This is a genomic window from uncultured Roseibium sp. (assembly GCF_963675095.2).
Taxonomy (GTDB): domain Bacteria; phylum Pseudomonadota; class Alphaproteobacteria; order Rhizobiales; family Stappiaceae; genus Roseibium.
Map to the genome: position 1 here is coordinate 1 of NZ_CAXXSJ010000057.1, position 15,597 is coordinate 15,597.

General features: G+C 62.3%; 12 protein-coding genes. 4 read left to right on the forward strand and 8 right to left on the reverse strand.

Going from position 1 to position 15,597, the window contains the following annotated elements:
* From ABIN98_RS22520 to ABIN98_RS22535, 4 genes are all read left to right on the forward strand, one after another.
* On the forward strand, nucleotides 1-315 hold a 315-nt coding region (locus ABIN98_RS22520; protein ID WP_346913342.1), incomplete at its 5' end, for a hypothetical protein.
* A gap of 17 nt (nucleotides 316-332) precedes the next feature.
* Nucleotides 333-587 carry a hypothetical protein gene (locus ABIN98_RS22525; protein ID WP_346913344.1) on the forward strand — a complete coding sequence of 85 codons (255 nt, stop codon included), beginning with the start codon at nucleotides 333-335 and terminating at the stop codon, nucleotides 585-587.
* A 519-nt stretch (nucleotides 588-1,106) separates the two neighbouring features.
* Nucleotides 1,107-2,258, forward strand: coding sequence for a hypothetical protein (locus tag ABIN98_RS22530; protein ID WP_346913346.1), 1,152 nt, complete (start codon nucleotides 1,107-1,109; stop codon nucleotides 2,256-2,258).
* Nucleotides 2,259-3,033: 775 nt separating this feature from the next.
* A complete protein-coding gene (locus ABIN98_RS22535; protein ID WP_394701590.1) occupies nucleotides 3,034-4,545 on the forward strand; it encodes a hypothetical protein in 1,512 nt (503 codons plus the stop codon).
* Nucleotides 4,546-4,594: 49 nt separating this feature from the next.
* Here ABIN98_RS22535 and fdhF read toward each other — a convergent pair whose 3' ends face one another.
* From fdhF to ABIN98_RS22575, 8 genes are all read right to left on the reverse strand, one after another.
* On the reverse strand, nucleotides 4,595-7,363 hold the full coding sequence (gene fdhF, locus ABIN98_RS22540; protein WP_346913350.1) for a formate dehydrogenase subunit alpha: 2,769 nt from the start codon (nucleotides 7,361-7,363) through the stop codon (nucleotides 4,595-4,597).
* Nucleotides 7,360-9,036 (reverse strand): NAD(P)H-dependent oxidoreductase subunit E, encoded by a 1,677-nt coding sequence (locus ABIN98_RS22545; RefSeq protein WP_346913352.1) that lies wholly within the window; start codon nucleotides 9,034-9,036, stop codon nucleotides 7,360-7,362. The genes fdhF and ABIN98_RS22545 overlap by 4 nt, the downstream gene beginning before the upstream one ends.
* A gap of 85 nt (nucleotides 9,037-9,121) precedes the next feature.
* Complete coding sequence (locus ABIN98_RS22550; protein ID WP_346913354.1) at nucleotides 9,122-10,045, reverse strand: LysR family transcriptional regulator; 924 nt, start codon at nucleotides 10,043-10,045, stop codon at nucleotides 9,122-9,124.
* 133 nt (nucleotides 10,046-10,178) lie between these two features.
* The gene (locus ABIN98_RS22555; protein WP_346913356.1) at nucleotides 10,179-10,949 is read right to left on the reverse strand and encodes a glucose 1-dehydrogenase; all 771 of its coding nucleotides are present in this window, start codon (nucleotides 10,947-10,949) and stop codon (nucleotides 10,179-10,181) included.
* Nucleotides 10,950-11,017: 68 nt separating this feature from the next.
* Entirely contained in the window at nucleotides 11,018-11,548 is a 531-nt protein-coding gene (locus ABIN98_RS22560; protein ID WP_346913358.1) for an RNA pyrophosphohydrolase, read from the reverse strand.
* 19 nt (nucleotides 11,549-11,567) lie between these two features.
* Entirely contained in the window at nucleotides 11,568-12,608 is a 1,041-nt protein-coding gene (locus tag ABIN98_RS22565) for a divergent polysaccharide deacetylase family protein (RefSeq protein WP_346913654.1), read from the reverse strand.
* Nucleotides 12,609-12,788: 180 nt separating this feature from the next.
* On the reverse strand, nucleotides 12,789-14,129 hold the full coding sequence (locus ABIN98_RS22570; RefSeq protein WP_346913360.1) for a S41 family peptidase: 1,341 nt from the start codon (nucleotides 14,127-14,129) through the stop codon (nucleotides 12,789-12,791).
* Complete coding sequence (locus ABIN98_RS22575; protein ID WP_346913362.1) at nucleotides 14,126-15,562, reverse strand: murein hydrolase activator EnvC; 1,437 nt, start codon at nucleotides 15,560-15,562, stop codon at nucleotides 14,126-14,128. The genes ABIN98_RS22570 and ABIN98_RS22575 overlap by 4 nt, the downstream gene beginning before the upstream one ends.
* Between the last annotated feature and the right edge of the window lie 35 nt (nucleotides 15,563-15,597).

Sequence of the window (15,597 nt, forward strand, 5' to 3'; positions counted from 1 at the left end):
ATTGCAAATCCGTCACGAACACCGCTTAAATCTCTCCGTTGCTTTTTCAGTATCCTTGACGGGAGATTTCGTTTGCTTTCCTCTTCAGCCTCGATTTCCGGCAGCCAGCCGGGCCGGTCTCAGAAACCCCGCACGCACGTTTCCCGCTACGCGGCAGCAGCTTGGATGGGTGTCGCCCTCGCCCTGCCGGCCACATCCGCTTACGCCCAAAGCGCAGCCGAAGAAGCGTACCAGGCTTATCCTGACAGCCTGAAAAAGCTCGGCATCGAGGTCACCAGCGACCCGATTCAATACGACAGTGCTACGATACGGTGACCGTTCCAAATTTCCGGATGAGCTTCTCCGGCTCCGCTGACTTCGCCATTCCGAGAAAGACCGGAACGACCGAACCGGGATCCCCGGAGGACAGCGGTAAGCAGCATCTGGAGTATTCGCTGGCGATGTCCAGTCCCGCCATGGCTTTTACCGGCCTGTCGCAAACCGGCGACGGCATTCACGCGGACACCGTGCGCTATCCTGACGGCGCCGGTTTATCGGTCAATGTGACGCTTAACGGTGAAAGCCTCATCCAATCGAACTCACCATGACCGGCGTTCGGGCAAACAATTATACCATCGTCCTGCCTGAGCTGCCCGCCGAGGATCCGCAACACCCGGCAAGCCGTTGGCTGCCGGTTCTTTCTTTCTTAAAGCGGTTCCTATGACAGCATCGAAACGGATGAGATCAACGGGATTGTTTCGGTCACATTGCACACTGGCATGGTAGTACCCCGATTACAGGAAACAATACGATCAAGGTGACAGGGTACCGTGCCCTCAATTTCAAAGATGGCGTCATCGGCGAGTATTCCACCGAAGGCGTTACATACGACATTGAAGTCACGGTCGCCGGCGAAAGCGCGGGAAAGAGATCTCCCGTCAGGGCCTCACGGTCTATAAGGACATCAACCTCGGCAATTTCCTGGCGCTTCTCGACCCAAGTGTTCCGGAAACCGGAGATCCGATGCCGCTTATGAGCTCCGCGCATGCCCAAGACTACGAGATCCATCGGAACTTAGCTCCGGCTCAGCCGTATGACATGACTGTCGCAGTGTCGATGTCTCGGGTTTGACAGCCACGAAGCGCAACTTCGATTTCCTCGGCCTTCTTGACGGCCTGTTTTCCGGCAAGAAGCCGACCACTGAGGAGTTCGTTACCGCCGCGTTCCAGGCCTACCGGTCCTTTGGCATGTCGGATGCCGCTATACGTGATATCGAGGTCGCCCTGCCGGATATGGAAGGCCAGGGGCAGCCGGTCACCTTTTCGATAGGCGAGATCGGTTTGGCCGACATGAGCTCCGACAAGATTGGCGAGATCCGCGTCTCCGACATGAAAGCACCCTCTCTTCCCAACGGCGGGTCTTTCAGCCTCGGACGGGCTCACCTCGGCAATATCGAGTTCGCGCCCTATGGCCCGATGACCGATCTCATTCCGACCCTCATCAAGGAGGCCGGCAAATCCAAACCGGATCCGATGCGGATCGCCCGGGTGTTTACGCCCCGGTCGATCTCCTACGGCCTGGAAAACCTGCATGTCGTCGCGCCGGATGAAGGCGAAATCACCATCGGCAAGGCCGAACAGGCGTTCTCGACCACCGTCGCCCCGATCCCGACGAACATTTCCACCAAGACCGAGAATGCGTCGATCCCCGTGGATGGCCTGGATAATCCGCAAGCCATTGCGTTCCTGAAAAGCCTCGGCCTGACGAATGTCACCTGGTCTGACGAAACGCGGCTTCACTGGGACGAAAATACGCTCGAACTGACGCTGGAAAAGCTGATGATCGACGTTCAGGGGATCGGCCGCGCGGAAGCCACCATGAAGTTCGCCAATGTGCCGAAGGCCCTGTTTGAGGATCCGCAGACCCAGGCGCAGATCGCACTGGTTTCCTCCGCCTTCGTCGGTGCCGAGATCAGCTTTGCCGATGCCGGTGTGACAACGAAAGCCGTTCAGAAGATGGCGCAGGATGCCGGCGTTCCCGAGGAAGCCTTTGCCCAGGCGCTTGTGGCCCAGGCGGAAGCCGCGCTGCGGCCGGTCAACGATCCTGCCTTTACCAAGACGGTGACCGATGCGGTGGCGGATTTCCTCGGCGACCCCGGCACACTCCGGGTCGTCCTGGCACCTGTGAAGCCGGTCCCGGTCGCCCAGATCGTCGGCAGCATGGTCACGCCGCAGGTCCTGCCGGGGCTGCTGAATGTCCAGGTGACCTCGTCGCACTGACCACCGAACGGCAGGCGGAGCGCTTCCGTCTGCCGCCCTCGCGTTCCAGATCGCAACGCCCGTCTGACACGACGGAGCGACCCGTTTCCCGAAAGAGAGTTCCCGCTTGCCCGTTTCATCACTCTCAGGTTCCAGCAGGCTGAAAGATCGGGTTGATACGGGGATATCGCACCTCCTGCGCCCTGTTGCGGCACTGGTGGCCTGTGCCTGTGTTCTCCTCCCGGCCGGGTCCGCGAGCGGCCAAAGCGTGGCGGGGGATGCCTTTCAAGTGATCGTTCAGCGCCTCGAAGACCTTGGCGCAAAAGTATCCTACGGCCCCCTGGCCTTTGACGCGGCAACGGACACGCTCACAATTCCCAATCTGGTCGTCCGTTTTTCCGGATCGCTCGGGAGTATTACGCCCGGCTTCCTGGCGTATACCGAAACGCCTGCGTCATCGACACCGCGTGAACTGTCCTATTCCGCCGACATCTCCTTCGGAACGGAAACCGTCAAAGGCCTGCACATAGAAAACGGAGATGTCGTAGCGCAATCCATGGCGTTTTCCGGCACATCCAGCTTTACCTTCGACGTCAAACTCGAAGGTGTCGGCAGCCTCCGGACGAACGGCACATTCGAAAACATATCGTCACGTGACTTCAAAGGCCCTCTGCCGGCGCTGACCAGGGCCGACCCGGAACACCTGTTCACCGGCAGATGGCTCCCGTTTCTGAAGTCGTTGGCGGGAATGTCCGTGCAAGAATGGACCGCGGACAAGGCTTCCCTTTCCTATCATGTGTACCGGCAGGACCGTGACCGCATCTCCATCGTCACGACCGATACCAATGAAATGAACGGCTTCTACATAGAAGACCTGAAAGACGGCCGCATCGGACAAACCGGGTGGCTTTCCCGCCGGGAAACTGCTGCTACGCGGGATGGCGAAAAATGGGACATGATCCCAACAAGCGAGCAGGAAGGAACAGCCGTTTGGAAGGCGCTTAATCTCACGTCTCTTATCGCCCTGATAGATCCCGACGTTCCTGAAACCGGGAATGAAATCGCGATCCTGGGTTCAACCAATGCTGTGGACATAACGACTTCCTATCCGTTCCTTTTCGGAAAACGCATCTACTTGACGATCGGGGAAGAAACCGTCTCCGATATCGGCGCCGTCAAAAGAAAAAACGATCTTGCGACGCTTCTCGATCAAGCCTTTTCAAAGCGGCTCCCTGATACGAAGGAACTCATCGACAATGTCGCTCAACTGATCCGTTCGTTCCGAATCGGAAGTGCCACAAATTCCGACTGGCAGGCGATATACATCGCTCCGATACGGGACATGACTTGCAAGGTCGAGGACCTTCGTTACACGGACATAAGTGCTGACGGGATCGGTGAAATTTTGAGTTCCGGAATTAGCTGTCCGTATTTCCTCGACGGTACGGATATCCAACTCGGCCAGTTGAAAATCCATAATGTGACCTTCGCCGATTTCGACTATCTGAAGCCGATACTGCCTTCCCTGTTTGCCGAAACCCCAGCCTCGATTCCGGAGCCATTGGAGTTGGCACGCGCATTCATGCCGCAAGCAATTTCAATTGCCTTGGAGGATCTCAAGATCGGCCTGGACGGGCAATGCGTGATCACGGTCCGGCAGGCAGAACATATCCATTCCACCTCAACCGCTCCGACACCAACCAGCCTTTTCTCCAGGATCAACAATGTTGCGATTACGGCGGCTTCGCCGAAAGATGAAGAGACCAAAACTTTCCTGAAAGACATCGGTCTCGAAGCTATCATATGGACCGAGGAAACGAGGCTTCACTGGGACAAGGATACGCTCGAGCTGACGCTTGAAAAGCTGATGGTCGACGTTCCGGGCCTTGGCCGCGCCGAAGCCACGATGAGGCTCGCCAATGTTCAGAAGACGTTATTCGAAGATCCCCTCAATCAGTGGCAAACCGCGCTTGTCTCAGCGTCCTTCATCAATGGCGACATCCGTTTTGTCGATGCCGGGATGACGACGAAGGCGATTCAGTGGGTGGCTAAGGATGCCGGCTATCCGGAAGCGACCTTGGCCGAAGCGCTGGTGGCCCACGCGGAGGCAACTCTTCAACCCGTCGTCCAACCGGCCTTTGCCAAGACGGTCAGCGATGCGGTGGCGGACTTCCTCGCCAATCCGGGCATCCTTCGGGTCGTGCTGGCCCCGCAGAAACCGGTGCCGGTCGCCCAGATCGTCGGCAGCATGGTCACGCCGCAGGTGCTGCCGGAGCTTTTGAACGTCCAGGTGACGTCGTCCCATTGACGATCAGACGGCAGGCGGAGCGGTTCCGCCTGCCTCTCGTCCACCCGCCCTATTCGGCTGCTTCCGCCATCGCCGGTCTGATCCGGGCCGCGCAGAACTTGAACTCCGGGATCTTGCCGAAGGGATCGAGTTGCGGGTTGGTCAGCATGTTGGCCGGGGCTTCCGTGTAGCAGAAGGGAATGAACAGCATTCCAGACGACACGTCCCGGTCAGCGCGCAGGGTCAGGGTGATCGCACCGCGCCGGGTTTCCACCGTGACCTGCTGGCCAATCGCGAGCCCAGCGCGCCCGATATCCTTCGGATGCATGGAGACGACCGGTTCCGGCTCGATGGCGTCGAGCACGGTGGCCCGCCGGGTCATGGCACCGGTATGCCAGTGTTCCAGCATGCGGCCGGTGGTCAGCACCAGCGGGAAGTCGTCGTCGGGCAGTTCGTCCGGCGGCACGAGATCGGTCGGAACGAGCCGGCCGCGGCCGTCGGCGGTCGGGAAAGACTGGCCGAACAGGATCTCGTTGCCCGGTGTGTCGTCGCCGTCGGCCGGATAGGTGACCGTGCCGTCGCGCTCCAGCCGGTCCCAGGAGATGTGATCCAGCGAGGCCATGTGCGAGCACATTTCCTCGTAGATTTCCGGCACGCCGCCATAGGACCAGCCGAGGCCGAGCCGGTTGGCAAGCTCCACGATCAGTTCCCAGTCCGCCCTTGCCTCTCCGGGCATGGGCACGCAGGGGCGGCCGATCTGGACCTGGCGATTGGTGTTGGTGTAGGTGCCGAGCTTTTCCGCGTGGGCCGAGGCCGGAAGGACCACGTCCGCGTGCCAGGCGGTTTCGGTCAGGAAGATGTCCTGCACGACGAGATGCTTCAGGGTGGCCAGCGCCTTGCGGGCATGGGCCTGATCCGGATCGGACATGGCCGGGTTCTCGCCCAGGATATACATGGCCTCGATACCGCCGGCGAGGATGTCGTCGATGATCTCGACCACGGTCAGGCCGCGCACCGGATCGAGCGTCCGCCCCCAGGCATCCTCGAACTCTGCACGAATGTCCGGATTTTCCACCGAACGGTAATCGGGGAAGAGCATCGGGATCAGGCCGGCATCGGAGGCGCCCTGAACGTTGTTCTGGCCGCGCAAGGGGTGCAGGCCGGTGCCCGGACGGCCGATCTGGCCGGTGGTCAGCGCCATGGCGATCAGGGCGCGGACATTGTCCGTGCCGTGGACGTGCTGGGAAACGCCCATGCCCCAGAAGATGATCGACTTGGCCGAGGTGGCGTAAAGCCTTGCGACCTCGCGCAGGGTGTCCGCGTCGATGCCGCAGACCGGCGCCATGGCTTCCGGCGTGAACTCCGCGATCTTCGCCTTCAGCGCCTCGAAGCCGTCGACGTGGGCGGCGATATACTGCCGGTCGTAAAGCTCTTCGGAGATGATCACGTTGAGGATGGCGTTCAGCATCGCCACGTCGGTGCCGGGCTTGAACACAAGACCGTAGTCCGCGTGACGCATCAGGCCCTGGCGGCGCGGGTCCATGACGATCAGCTTCACGCCGTTCTTCGCCGCCTGCTTGATGTAGGTGGCGGCGACCGGATGGTTCTGTTCCGGCCGGGCGCCGATCACGATCATGCAATCCGCATCGAGCGCCGCGTTGAAGGGCGCGGTCACCGCGCCGGAGCCGATGCCTTCCATCAGGGCGGCCACGGAGGAGGCGTGGCAGAGGCGGGTGCAGTGGTCGACGTTGTTGGTGGCAAAGCCCTGGCGGATCAGCTTCTGGAACAGATAGGCTTCCTCATTGGAGCCCTTGGCCGAGCCGAATCCGGCGATGCCGGCACCGCCTTTTACGTCAAAGCTGGCCTTCAGGCCGGAAGCCGCCCGGTCCAGCGCTTCATCCCAGGTCGCCTCGCGGAACACCTCACGCCAGTCCTTCGGATAGAGCGCCATGTCGCCGTACTTGGGAGCATCGTCGCGGCGGATGAGCGGTTTCGTCAGGCGCTCGGGGCTGGAGACATAATCGAAGCCGAAGCGGCCCTTCACGCAGAGCCGGTTCTCGTTGGCCGGGCCGTCGCGGCCCTCGACCTTGACGATCCGGCCGTCCTTGACCGAAACGGAGGTCAGGCAGCCGACGCCGCAGAAGGGGCAGACGCTGTCGATGGTCTCGTCCGGATAGACGGCCCGTGTCTTCGCCGTCTCATCGAGCAGGCTCTTTTCGAACAGCGCGCCGGTCGGGCAGGCGGAGACGCACTCGCCGCAGGCGACGCAGGTGGACAGGCCCATGGGGTCGGCCAGGTCGAACACCGGGGCCGCATGGTGGCCGCGCCAGCCCATGCCGATCACGTCGTTGACCTGAACCTCCCTGCAGGCCCGTTCGCACAGGTTACAGGCGATACAGGCGTCGAGATTGACCGCAATCGCCGGATGGGAAATGTCCTGGGCGGGCTTTTCGCCCGGCGCGTAGCGGCTCGAGGTCACCCCGACCGTTTCCGACCAGTGCCAGAAATCGCTTTCCGGATCCGGATGGCTCTCCCGTGGCGGCTGGTCGGCGACCAGCAGCTCGAACACCATCTCCCGGGCCTTGACCGCCCGTTCCGAAGCCGTCTTGACCACCATGCCGTCGGCAGGTTCGCGGACGCAGGAGGCGGTCAGCGTCCGCTCGCCCTCGATGTCGACCATGCAGGCGCGGCAGTTGCCGTCGGAGCGGTAGCCGGGCGCATCCTTGTGGCACAGATGGGGGATGGCAACGCCTTCGCGCTTGGCAACCTGCCAGATGGTTTCGCCCACATCCGCGATGACTTCGCGTCCGTCAAGGGTAAAGGTAACCGTCTTCGTCATACCCGATCCTCCTCGGCAAAGAACTTCAGGACCGAGGCGACCGGATTGGCTGCCGCCTGTCCCAGACCGCAGATGGAGGCGGTGCGCATGACCGCGTCCAGGTCGGCGATCTTGTCCGTGTCCCAGGTCTTCTCCTGAAGCAGCGCGACCATCTTTTCCGTGCCGGACCGGCACGGCGTGCACTGGCCGCAGCTTTCGTGCCTGAAGAAGCGCATCAGGTTGAGTGCCACGTCGCGCATGTCGTCTTGATCGGAAAAGACGACCACGGCATGGCTGCCGATGAAACAGCCGTGCTTTTCCAACGTGCCGAAATCGAGCGGTTCATCTGCGAGCGTGGCCGGCAGGATGCCGCCGGAGGCCCCGCCCGGCAGATAGGCCTTGAAGCTATGGCCGTCCTCCATGCCGCCGCAAAATTCGGCGATCAGCTCGTTCATGGTGATGCCGGCCGGCGCCAGTTTCACGCCCGGTTCCTTCACCCTTCCGGAAACGGAGAACGAGCGGAAGCCCTTGTGGCCGCGCCGGCCCTGGCTGGCAAACCACTCCGGTCCCTTTTCGACGATGTCGCGGATCCAGTAGAGCGTCTCGATATTGTGATTGAGCGTCGGACGGTTAAACAGGCCGACCTGGGCGATATAGGGCGGGCGGTGGCGCGGCAGGCCACGCTTGCCTTCGATCGACTCGATCATCGCGCTTTCCTCGCCGCAGATATAGGCCCCGGCGCCGCGGCGCAGTTCGATGTCGATGGTTGTGATGATGCCCGCGTCGCGCAGGGCTGCGATTTCCCGGCGCAGGATTTCCAGGACAGCCGGATACTCGTCGCGCATGTAGAGATAGATCCGCTCCGCCTCAATGGCGTGGGCGGCGATCAGCGCCCCTTCCAGCATCCGGTGCGGATCGCGTTCCAGATGGAAGCGGTCCTTGAACGTGCCCGGCTCGCCCTCGTCGCCATTGACCGTCAGATATTTCGGGCCGGGCAGGTCGTGAACGATCTTCCACTTGGAGCCGGTCGGGAACCCGGCGCCACCGAGGCCGCGCAGGCCCGCTTCCAGCGCATGATCGGCAATCCCGGCCACATCGAGATCACCGGTGCGAACCCGCTCAAGCACCTTGTACCCGCCGTCGGCGCGATAGGCGTCCAGACCGATGTAGTCCGGGATCTGCGGTTCGGTTTCGCCTTCGAAGATCGCGGCACGGACGGAGAGTTCGCTTGCCCCATCCACCGCCCGCTTGCCGACCTGCACGGCCGGGGCGGCGGCGCAGCGGCCGATGCAGGGTACTTTCTGGACCCGGACCTTCGCCGGGTCGAGCCCGGTCTGAAGCGCTGCCGCCAATGCGTCGGCCCCTTTCAGGGAACAGGCAATGCTGTCGCAGACGCGCACGGTCAGGGGCGCAGGAGCCGCCTCGCCTTCGCGTACGATATCGAAATGGTGATAGAAGCTGGCGACCTCGAACACCTCCGCCTGGGAGAGGCGCATTTCCTCGGCCAGGGCGCGCAGGTGTTTCGCCTGAAGGCAACCGAAGGCATCCTGGATCTTGTGCAGATGCTCGATCAGGAGATCGCGGCGGCGCGGTTCGTCACCGAGCAGGCCCCGCACCTCCTCAAGCGCGGTTTCCTCGATCTGCCGGCCTTTTGGCTGGGACGGCTTTCTGGAAAGCCCCTTGCCGAATGTCATGATGATTGCGTTCCTGACTGACGTTGTTCCGGCCAGAAAACGCCGAAGCTTCAATCAACGCAAATTGCATTTTTCGATTGTTTGATCAGCTGGGGCTATCAAACTTGCCGTAGAGTGATTTCGACAGGTTCCACAGGGCAGCCGTCACCGGCAACATCGGCTCACGGTGCGGCACCACCAGCCCAACCAGGGAACGAACTTCCGGCTCGACGAGGTTCAGGACGACAAGACCCTCCGTGTGGCCGACGCCGGCCTGTTCCTTCGGCAACACCGCGGCATAGGCCCCTTCCCTCAAGAGCGACAGGATCGCGTTGAAGCTGTTGGTCTCGAAGCGCGGCCCGGGCCGTTTTCCCGTCGCCGCGAAGGTTTCGTCGATGATCCGCCGGTTCTGCATGTCCGGTGTCAGCAGGCAAAGGGGCAGGTCCGCCGCGTCATGCCAGGACAGGCTCTCGTTCTTGCGACCGCCTTTCAGAAGGATCGGATCGGCGACCAGGCAATATTGCTCCCCAAAGAGCGGCAGGACCCCAAACGCCTTTTCCATGTCAGGCGCCAGATAGGTGATACCCGCATCGATGGTAAATGCCTGCAGGCCCTTTTCGATGGCCGTGGACGACATCGACAAGGCCTGGGGTTTGAGATGCGGGAAGCGGCTTGCCAGAGCCCCGCACAGCCGCCCCGCGAACGGCGTTGCCGAGGGGACGACGCCAATGCGCAGGGTGCCCTGCGGCCCCTCGCCGTCGCCGCTGAGATCCTGAAAGAAGCCGCTGCAGTCGGTGAGGATCAGCCTCGCCCAGCCAAGGGCCCGCTCGCCTTCCGGCGTGAAGCCTTCGAACCGCTTGCTGCGAAAAACCAATGGCGTGCCGAGCGCCGTCTCGAGTTTTCGGATCCGTCCGGACAGGGCCGGCTGGGACAGATTGCAGGCCCGGGCCGCGTGGGCGAAATGCCGGTGTTCGGCCAGCGCAAGAAGCAGCCGCAGGTCGATCAGATCAAAAGGGGGCAGCTTCTCCATAACCCTTTGTCCTTGCAAGAAGACAGCGCGGTTTCGATCCGGTTGGCCGATGGCCCATTTCCACCGGGCCTGGGGAAAGGCGCCCGTGCAAGCAGTCTACCTGAATAACGCGGCGCGGGAAAAACCAGTCAAGTCAGAGCGACGACACCAGATGACCGCCGTCGACCGGGATCACCGCGCCGGTCATGTAGCGCGAGGCATCGCTCGCCAGAAGCAGGAACGGTCCGTCGAGTTCGGACAGGTCGCCGATCCGGCGCATGGGTACCCGGCCGACCATCTTTTCTCCTGCCGGCGTGTCGAAGAAACCTTCATTGATTTCCGTTTCGAAATAGCCGGGCGCAAGCGCATTGACCCTGACATCATGACGGGCGAACTCGAGCGCCAGCGCCTTGGTCATCTGCACGACCCCAGCCTTGGAAACCGCATAAGAAGCGACGCCCGACCCGACCCGCAGGCCGAGGATGGAAGCGATATTGACGATTACGCCGGGTTGCCCGCTGTCCCGCCAGTGACGGCCGCAGGAAATCGCCATCAGCCAGACGCCACGCAGGTTGACGTCCATGACAGCGTCGAAATCTTCCGCGGTCTGGTCGAGGGCGGCCCCTTCGCGGGCGATGCCGGCATTGTTGACCAGGATATCCAGGCCGCCGAAGGCCTCGACCGCCTGTGCCCGGCAATGGTGGATGGACGCACCGTCGCTAACGTCAAGCTCGCACGGCTTCGCACTTTGGGCACCCATTTCAACCAGTTCACCGGCAAGCTGTTGCAGCCGGTCGGTCCGGCGGGCGGCGAGCGCCACATGGGCGCCCTGCCTGGCGGCCACTTTCGCGAAATGCGCACCAAGCCCGCTCGATGCCCCGGTGATCAGGATTCTTTTACCAGTCAGTCCCTTGCCGAGGTCCATCTCTCTCCCCTGTCATTTTTGACGTGCTGCGCCGTTTGGTTCCAAGGCACTGCACCGACAGGAGAAAGTCAAGCAGTCAAACCGGAAAAAGCATCCACGACGCCTTGATACACCTGGCGCTTGAAGGGAACGATCAGATCCGGCAGCCGGGCAGCCTCCTCCCAGCGCCAGTCGCAGAACTCCACATCGTGGCCGTCGGGCAGGTTGAGAACGTCGATCTCGTCTTCGGATCCTTCGAAGCGGAGCGCGAACCAGCGCTGCGCCTGGCCTCCGAACTTGCCCTTGCGCGTGTTCTGCTGAACGTCTTCAGGATAATCATAGGTGAACCAGACCGGCGCCTCGGCCAGGACGCGGACAGACCGGACCGAGGTTTCCTCGTAGAGTTCCCTTAGAGCCGCCGCACGTGGGGTTTCCCCCTTGTCGATGCCACCCTGGGGCATCTGCCAGGCGTATTCATACTCCGACTTGCCGTTGCCGTCGTCCCGCTTGCCGATCCACACCTTGCCTTGCGCATTCAAGAGCATGATCCCCACACACGGGCGATAGGGCAGGTCGTTGCGGGCGGGCGGAAAATCCGGTCCGAGGGGTGAGGCACTCATGAAGGAAACTCGTTTCGCTTTATCTGTCGATTGTGGCGCTGACCGGCACGAGCTGAAGCCCGCGTTCCTCGAGATCCCGCGACCAGATCTCCAGCTGGCGGACGGTAACCGGCAGGGCGGAGCCGGATGCAACGGCAACCCCCCGGGCCCGCGCAATGCCTTCGAGGCGGAGGAGGTTCGCGTTGATCTCGTCTTCCCGGGGAACGCCATCCAGGATCACGTCGACCGAGCTGAACGGCACCTTCACTTCCGATGAAACCTCCGCGGACAGGCTGCGTGAGGATTCGCCGTTGTCAACGAACATCAGGCCCCGGTCGCGCAGCTTCTCCAGGAGCAACTGCATCGACGGCTTGGTCGTGGTGAAGCGGGCACCCATTTCGTTGATTGTGCCGACATAATTGGTCACCCGGGTCATCAGCCAGGCAAGCCGGTCCAGCATTTCGTCCGGCCGCAAGCTGACGAGAAGGGTGTGGGGACCCGGGTCGTTATCGGGAAAATCAAACGGTTCGAGCGGCAGCTGCAGCAGCAGCTCGTGCCCCCTTGCCCGCGCCTTCTGCATCCACCGGTCCAGATCCGTGCCGTAAGGCGCCATGGCGAAGGTCACATCGGCCGGAAGGCTGTCGATGGCATTGTCGGTTCCCGTTTCGCTCAGGCCCAGTCCCTGGATGATGATGGCGATTTTCGGGATCGAGGTGAATTCGGTCGAAAACGGCCGGGCATAAGAATCCAGCGGACGGACGCCGTCGGATCCGATCTTCGGCAGGAAGCCATAGCCGGACCGTTCGCTGATGCGGGGATCCGGCTTGACCGACAAACCGCCCGGTCGTCCGCCGCCCTCTTCCGCGATCTGCAGATCGTAGCGGGGGCCCTGTTTTTCGCGATTGTCTTCCGGGCGCAGGTTCGGCCCCAGTTCACCGTCCAGCGCCGGACGGATCTCGACCACCTCGATATCCTTTGAGGACAGGCCCTCGACCGTGGCATCCAGAGGGATCACCGCCGTCGGTTCGCCGCCGAACGGGTCATCGACGACCCCCATCCAGATCAGGGCGGTGGTAAACACAACGCTCAAGATGCCGACGCCGATCAAACCGAATGGCAGGCGGAGAAGCCTGCGCTTCCCCATTCCTAAAGGGGCAGTAAGATCGTCGGTCGCCATGGCGTCCTGTTTTCAAAGTGTCGCCCGAACGGGCAGTCGGATCAGACGAAAACCGCGCCGGGGTCTCCGGCGCGGCCTGTTTGCTTAGTTCGGCACCGGCGCCGAGCCGTCGCCGGCCGGCGGGAACGCCCCGTTCACCTGAACGCCGCGCAGAAGATCCAGCGCCAGCTTCAGCTGAACGTCATCCTTGGCATCCGGCGGCACATAGGCCTGGCTGCCGGATTCTTCCTTGCCTTCCTTGTCTTCGGATTCCAGGTGGCCGCGCAGACCGGCCTCACCTTTCGTCGTCGCCCGGCCCTTCATGTCATCGGGCAGAACCTGGAGCGCCTCGATGTCCGGCGTGATGCCCTTGGCCTGAATGGAGGTGCCTGACGGCGTGTAGTAACGTGCCGTGGTCAGGCGGATCGCACCGTTGGCGCCGAGCGGAATGATCGTCTGCACCGAGCCCTTGCCGAAGGACCGGGTGCCGAGGATAGTCGCCCGGCGGTGATCCTGAAGCGCGCCAGCCACGATTTCCGAAGCCGAAGCCGAGCCGCCGTTCACTAGCACGATGACCGGCTTACCGCCGGTCAGATCGCCGGCGCGGGCATTGTAGCGCTGGGTTTCGTCGGCGTTGCGGCCGCGGGTGGAAACGATCTCGCCACGATCCAGGAACGCATCGGAAACGGCAATCGCCTGATCCAGAAGACCGCCCGGATTGTTCCGCAGATCGATGATGTAGCCCTTCAGCTTGTCTTCGCCGATGTCCTTGGTGATTTCATCGATACCGCTCTTCAGGCCGTCGGAGGTCTGTTCGTTGAACTGGGTAATGCGGATGTAGCCGACATCGTCCTCTTCCCGCCAGCGGACCGAACGGATGCGGATGACGTCGCGGGTGATGGTGACATCGAAAGGCTCGTCCGCGCCTTCGCGGCGGATAGTCACGACGATATCGGTATTCACCGGGCCGCGCATCTTCTCGACCGCCTCGTTCAGGGTGAGGCCCTGGACCTGCTCGCCATCGATCTGCGTGATCAGGTCGCCGGCCAGGATGCCGGCCTTGGCTGCCGGGGTGTCATCAATCGGAGAGACCACCTTGACCAGGCCGTCTTCCATGGTGACCTCGATGCCGAGACCGCCGAATTCACCGCGGGTCTGGACCTGCATGTCACGGAAGCTCTTCGGCGACATGTAGCTGGAGTGCGGATCCAGAGAGGTCAACATGCCGTTGATAGCGCTCTCGATGAGCTGCGCGTCGTCCGGGACCTCGACATAGTCAGACCGGACCCGCTCAAAGACATCGCCGAAGAGATTGAGCTGGCGGTAGGTGTCCGATGCCGCCGCATTCGCCGTGTCGGAGACACGGATGGGGAGTTGAGACAGTGTCGTGATCGCCGCCGCCCCCATCAGGGCGCCAACGAGCAGCAGAGAAGATTTCCGAATCATCCGCGTGCCTTTTCTTCTTCGGTGCCGGCCCACCACGGGGTGGGATCGATTGCACGTCCGTCTTTTCTAAATTCAACATACAGAACGGGCTGGGTCGAGCCCAGACCCAAGGTTGCCGCACTCGCCAACTTGGTTGTCCCCATAACACCCACCGGTTCTCCGGCGAGAACGAACTGCCCGAGATCCGCATCGATTCTGTCCATGCCGGCCAGAAGCACATGGTAGCCGTCGCCGGTGTTCAGGATCAAGAGCTGTCCGAAGGACCGAAACGTCCCGGCATAGACCACCCAGCCGTCCGCCGGAGCGGTGACCCGCGACCCCGGCCGGGTCGTGATCGACTGGCCCTCGGTCGTGCTGCCGAACTCGTCCTCCTGGCCGAAATCCCTGATCATCTCGCCCGCAACCGGCCACGGCAACTGGCCTTTCGCCTCGATGAAGGGCAATGCCGGAGACAACCGGCCCGGATCGGTGAAGGGGTCCCAGCGTCCGTCCGGTCCCGGTTTTGCGGAGGCGGACGCCTGGCGCGATTTTTCCGAAGCCTCGCGCGCGCTTTCGATTTCGGTCTCCAGCCGTGCGATCAATTCCTTGAGAGATTTGGATTTCTCGGCCAGTTCTTCCGAACGGCGCTTCTCCTGCGCCAGTTTCTGCTCGCTCCTGTCGCGTTCCTGGCGCTTTGCGCTCAAAAGCAGTTCCAGGCGGGATTTTTCCTCCGCCAGCCGCATGGCGTCGCCAAGAAGCGTCTTCTTTTCCTTGGCGATCACTTCCTTCAGCCGGCTGAGTTCCGACAGATCGGAGGCGAGCGCTTCCGTCTCGACCCGCAATTCCGGCATCACCGCGTTGAGCAGAATGGCGCTACGGACCGCGGCCAGCGCGTCGCTCGGCCGGACCGCCAGGGCGGGCGGCGGGCGGCGGCCGATCCGTTGCAGGGCGGCCAGCACTTCCGCCAGCACATCGCGCCGGCCAGCAAGCGAGGCGCGGACCGCATCCTCGTTCTCGCCGAGCTTGCGCAGCCGCCGCTCGGTATCGGAGATCTCGGTCTCCAGTATCTTGATGTTGTCGGCCGACGACAGGATCTTGGAATTGAGCGTTTCCCGGTCGCGGTCGATGGAGCGGATTTCCTTTTCGATCGCGCTCTGACGATCCGTGGAGACATTGATATCCTGCGTCAGCGAGGCAAGCTCTTCCTCGCGCTTCTGCTTGCGGGCCTGGGCCTCTTCCACTTTGGGATCGACAGCATCCTTCGGCGTGACCGCCGTCTGTTCGGATAAAGCTGTGGTTTCGGTGGCCGACAGCGAGGCAAAGGGCATGGTCAGGACGCCAGCGACCAGGCCGGCCTGCAGGGCAAGATGCGTCCCCAGACGCCGTCCTTGCCGGGAGACAGGAACCTGATCCGGTTTTCCGCATTCCATCTTCAATAGGGCGCCCAATGTCATAAGGTGTCGTACCCGGCCCACCGTAAAGGAATCGT

Bases quoted from the DNA above. Each gene is read 5' to 3' on its own strand.
- ABIN98_RS22550 (WP_346913354.1), bottom strand. From the start codon at position 10,045: ATGGAGAAGCTGCCCCCTTTTGATCTGATCGACCTGCGGCTGCTTCTT.
- ABIN98_RS22570 (WP_346913360.1), bottom strand. From the start codon at position 14,129: ATGATTCGGAAATCTTCTCTGCTGCTCGTTGGCGCCCTGATGGGGGCG.
- ABIN98_RS22555 (WP_346913356.1), bottom strand. From the start codon at position 10,949: ATGGACCTCGGCAAGGGACTGACTGGTAAAAGAATCCTGATCACCGGG.
- ABIN98_RS22560 (WP_346913358.1), bottom strand. From the start codon at position 11,548: ATGAGTGCCTCACCCCTCGGACCGGATTTTCCGCCCGCCCGCAACGAC.
- ABIN98_RS22525 (WP_346913344.1), top strand. From the start codon at position 333: ATGAGCTTCTCCGGCTCCGCTGACTTCGCCATTCCGAGAAAGACCGGA.
- fdhF (WP_346913350.1), bottom strand. From the start codon at position 7,363: ATGACGAAGACGGTTACCTTTACCCTTGACGGACGCGAAGTCATCGCG.
- ABIN98_RS22545 (WP_346913352.1), bottom strand. From the start codon at position 9,036: ATGACATTCGGCAAGGGGCTTTCCAGAAAGCCGTCCCAGCCAAAAGGC.
- ABIN98_RS22575 (WP_346913362.1), bottom strand. From the start codon at position 15,562: ATGACATTGGGCGCCCTATTGAAGATGGAATGCGGAAAACCGGATCAG.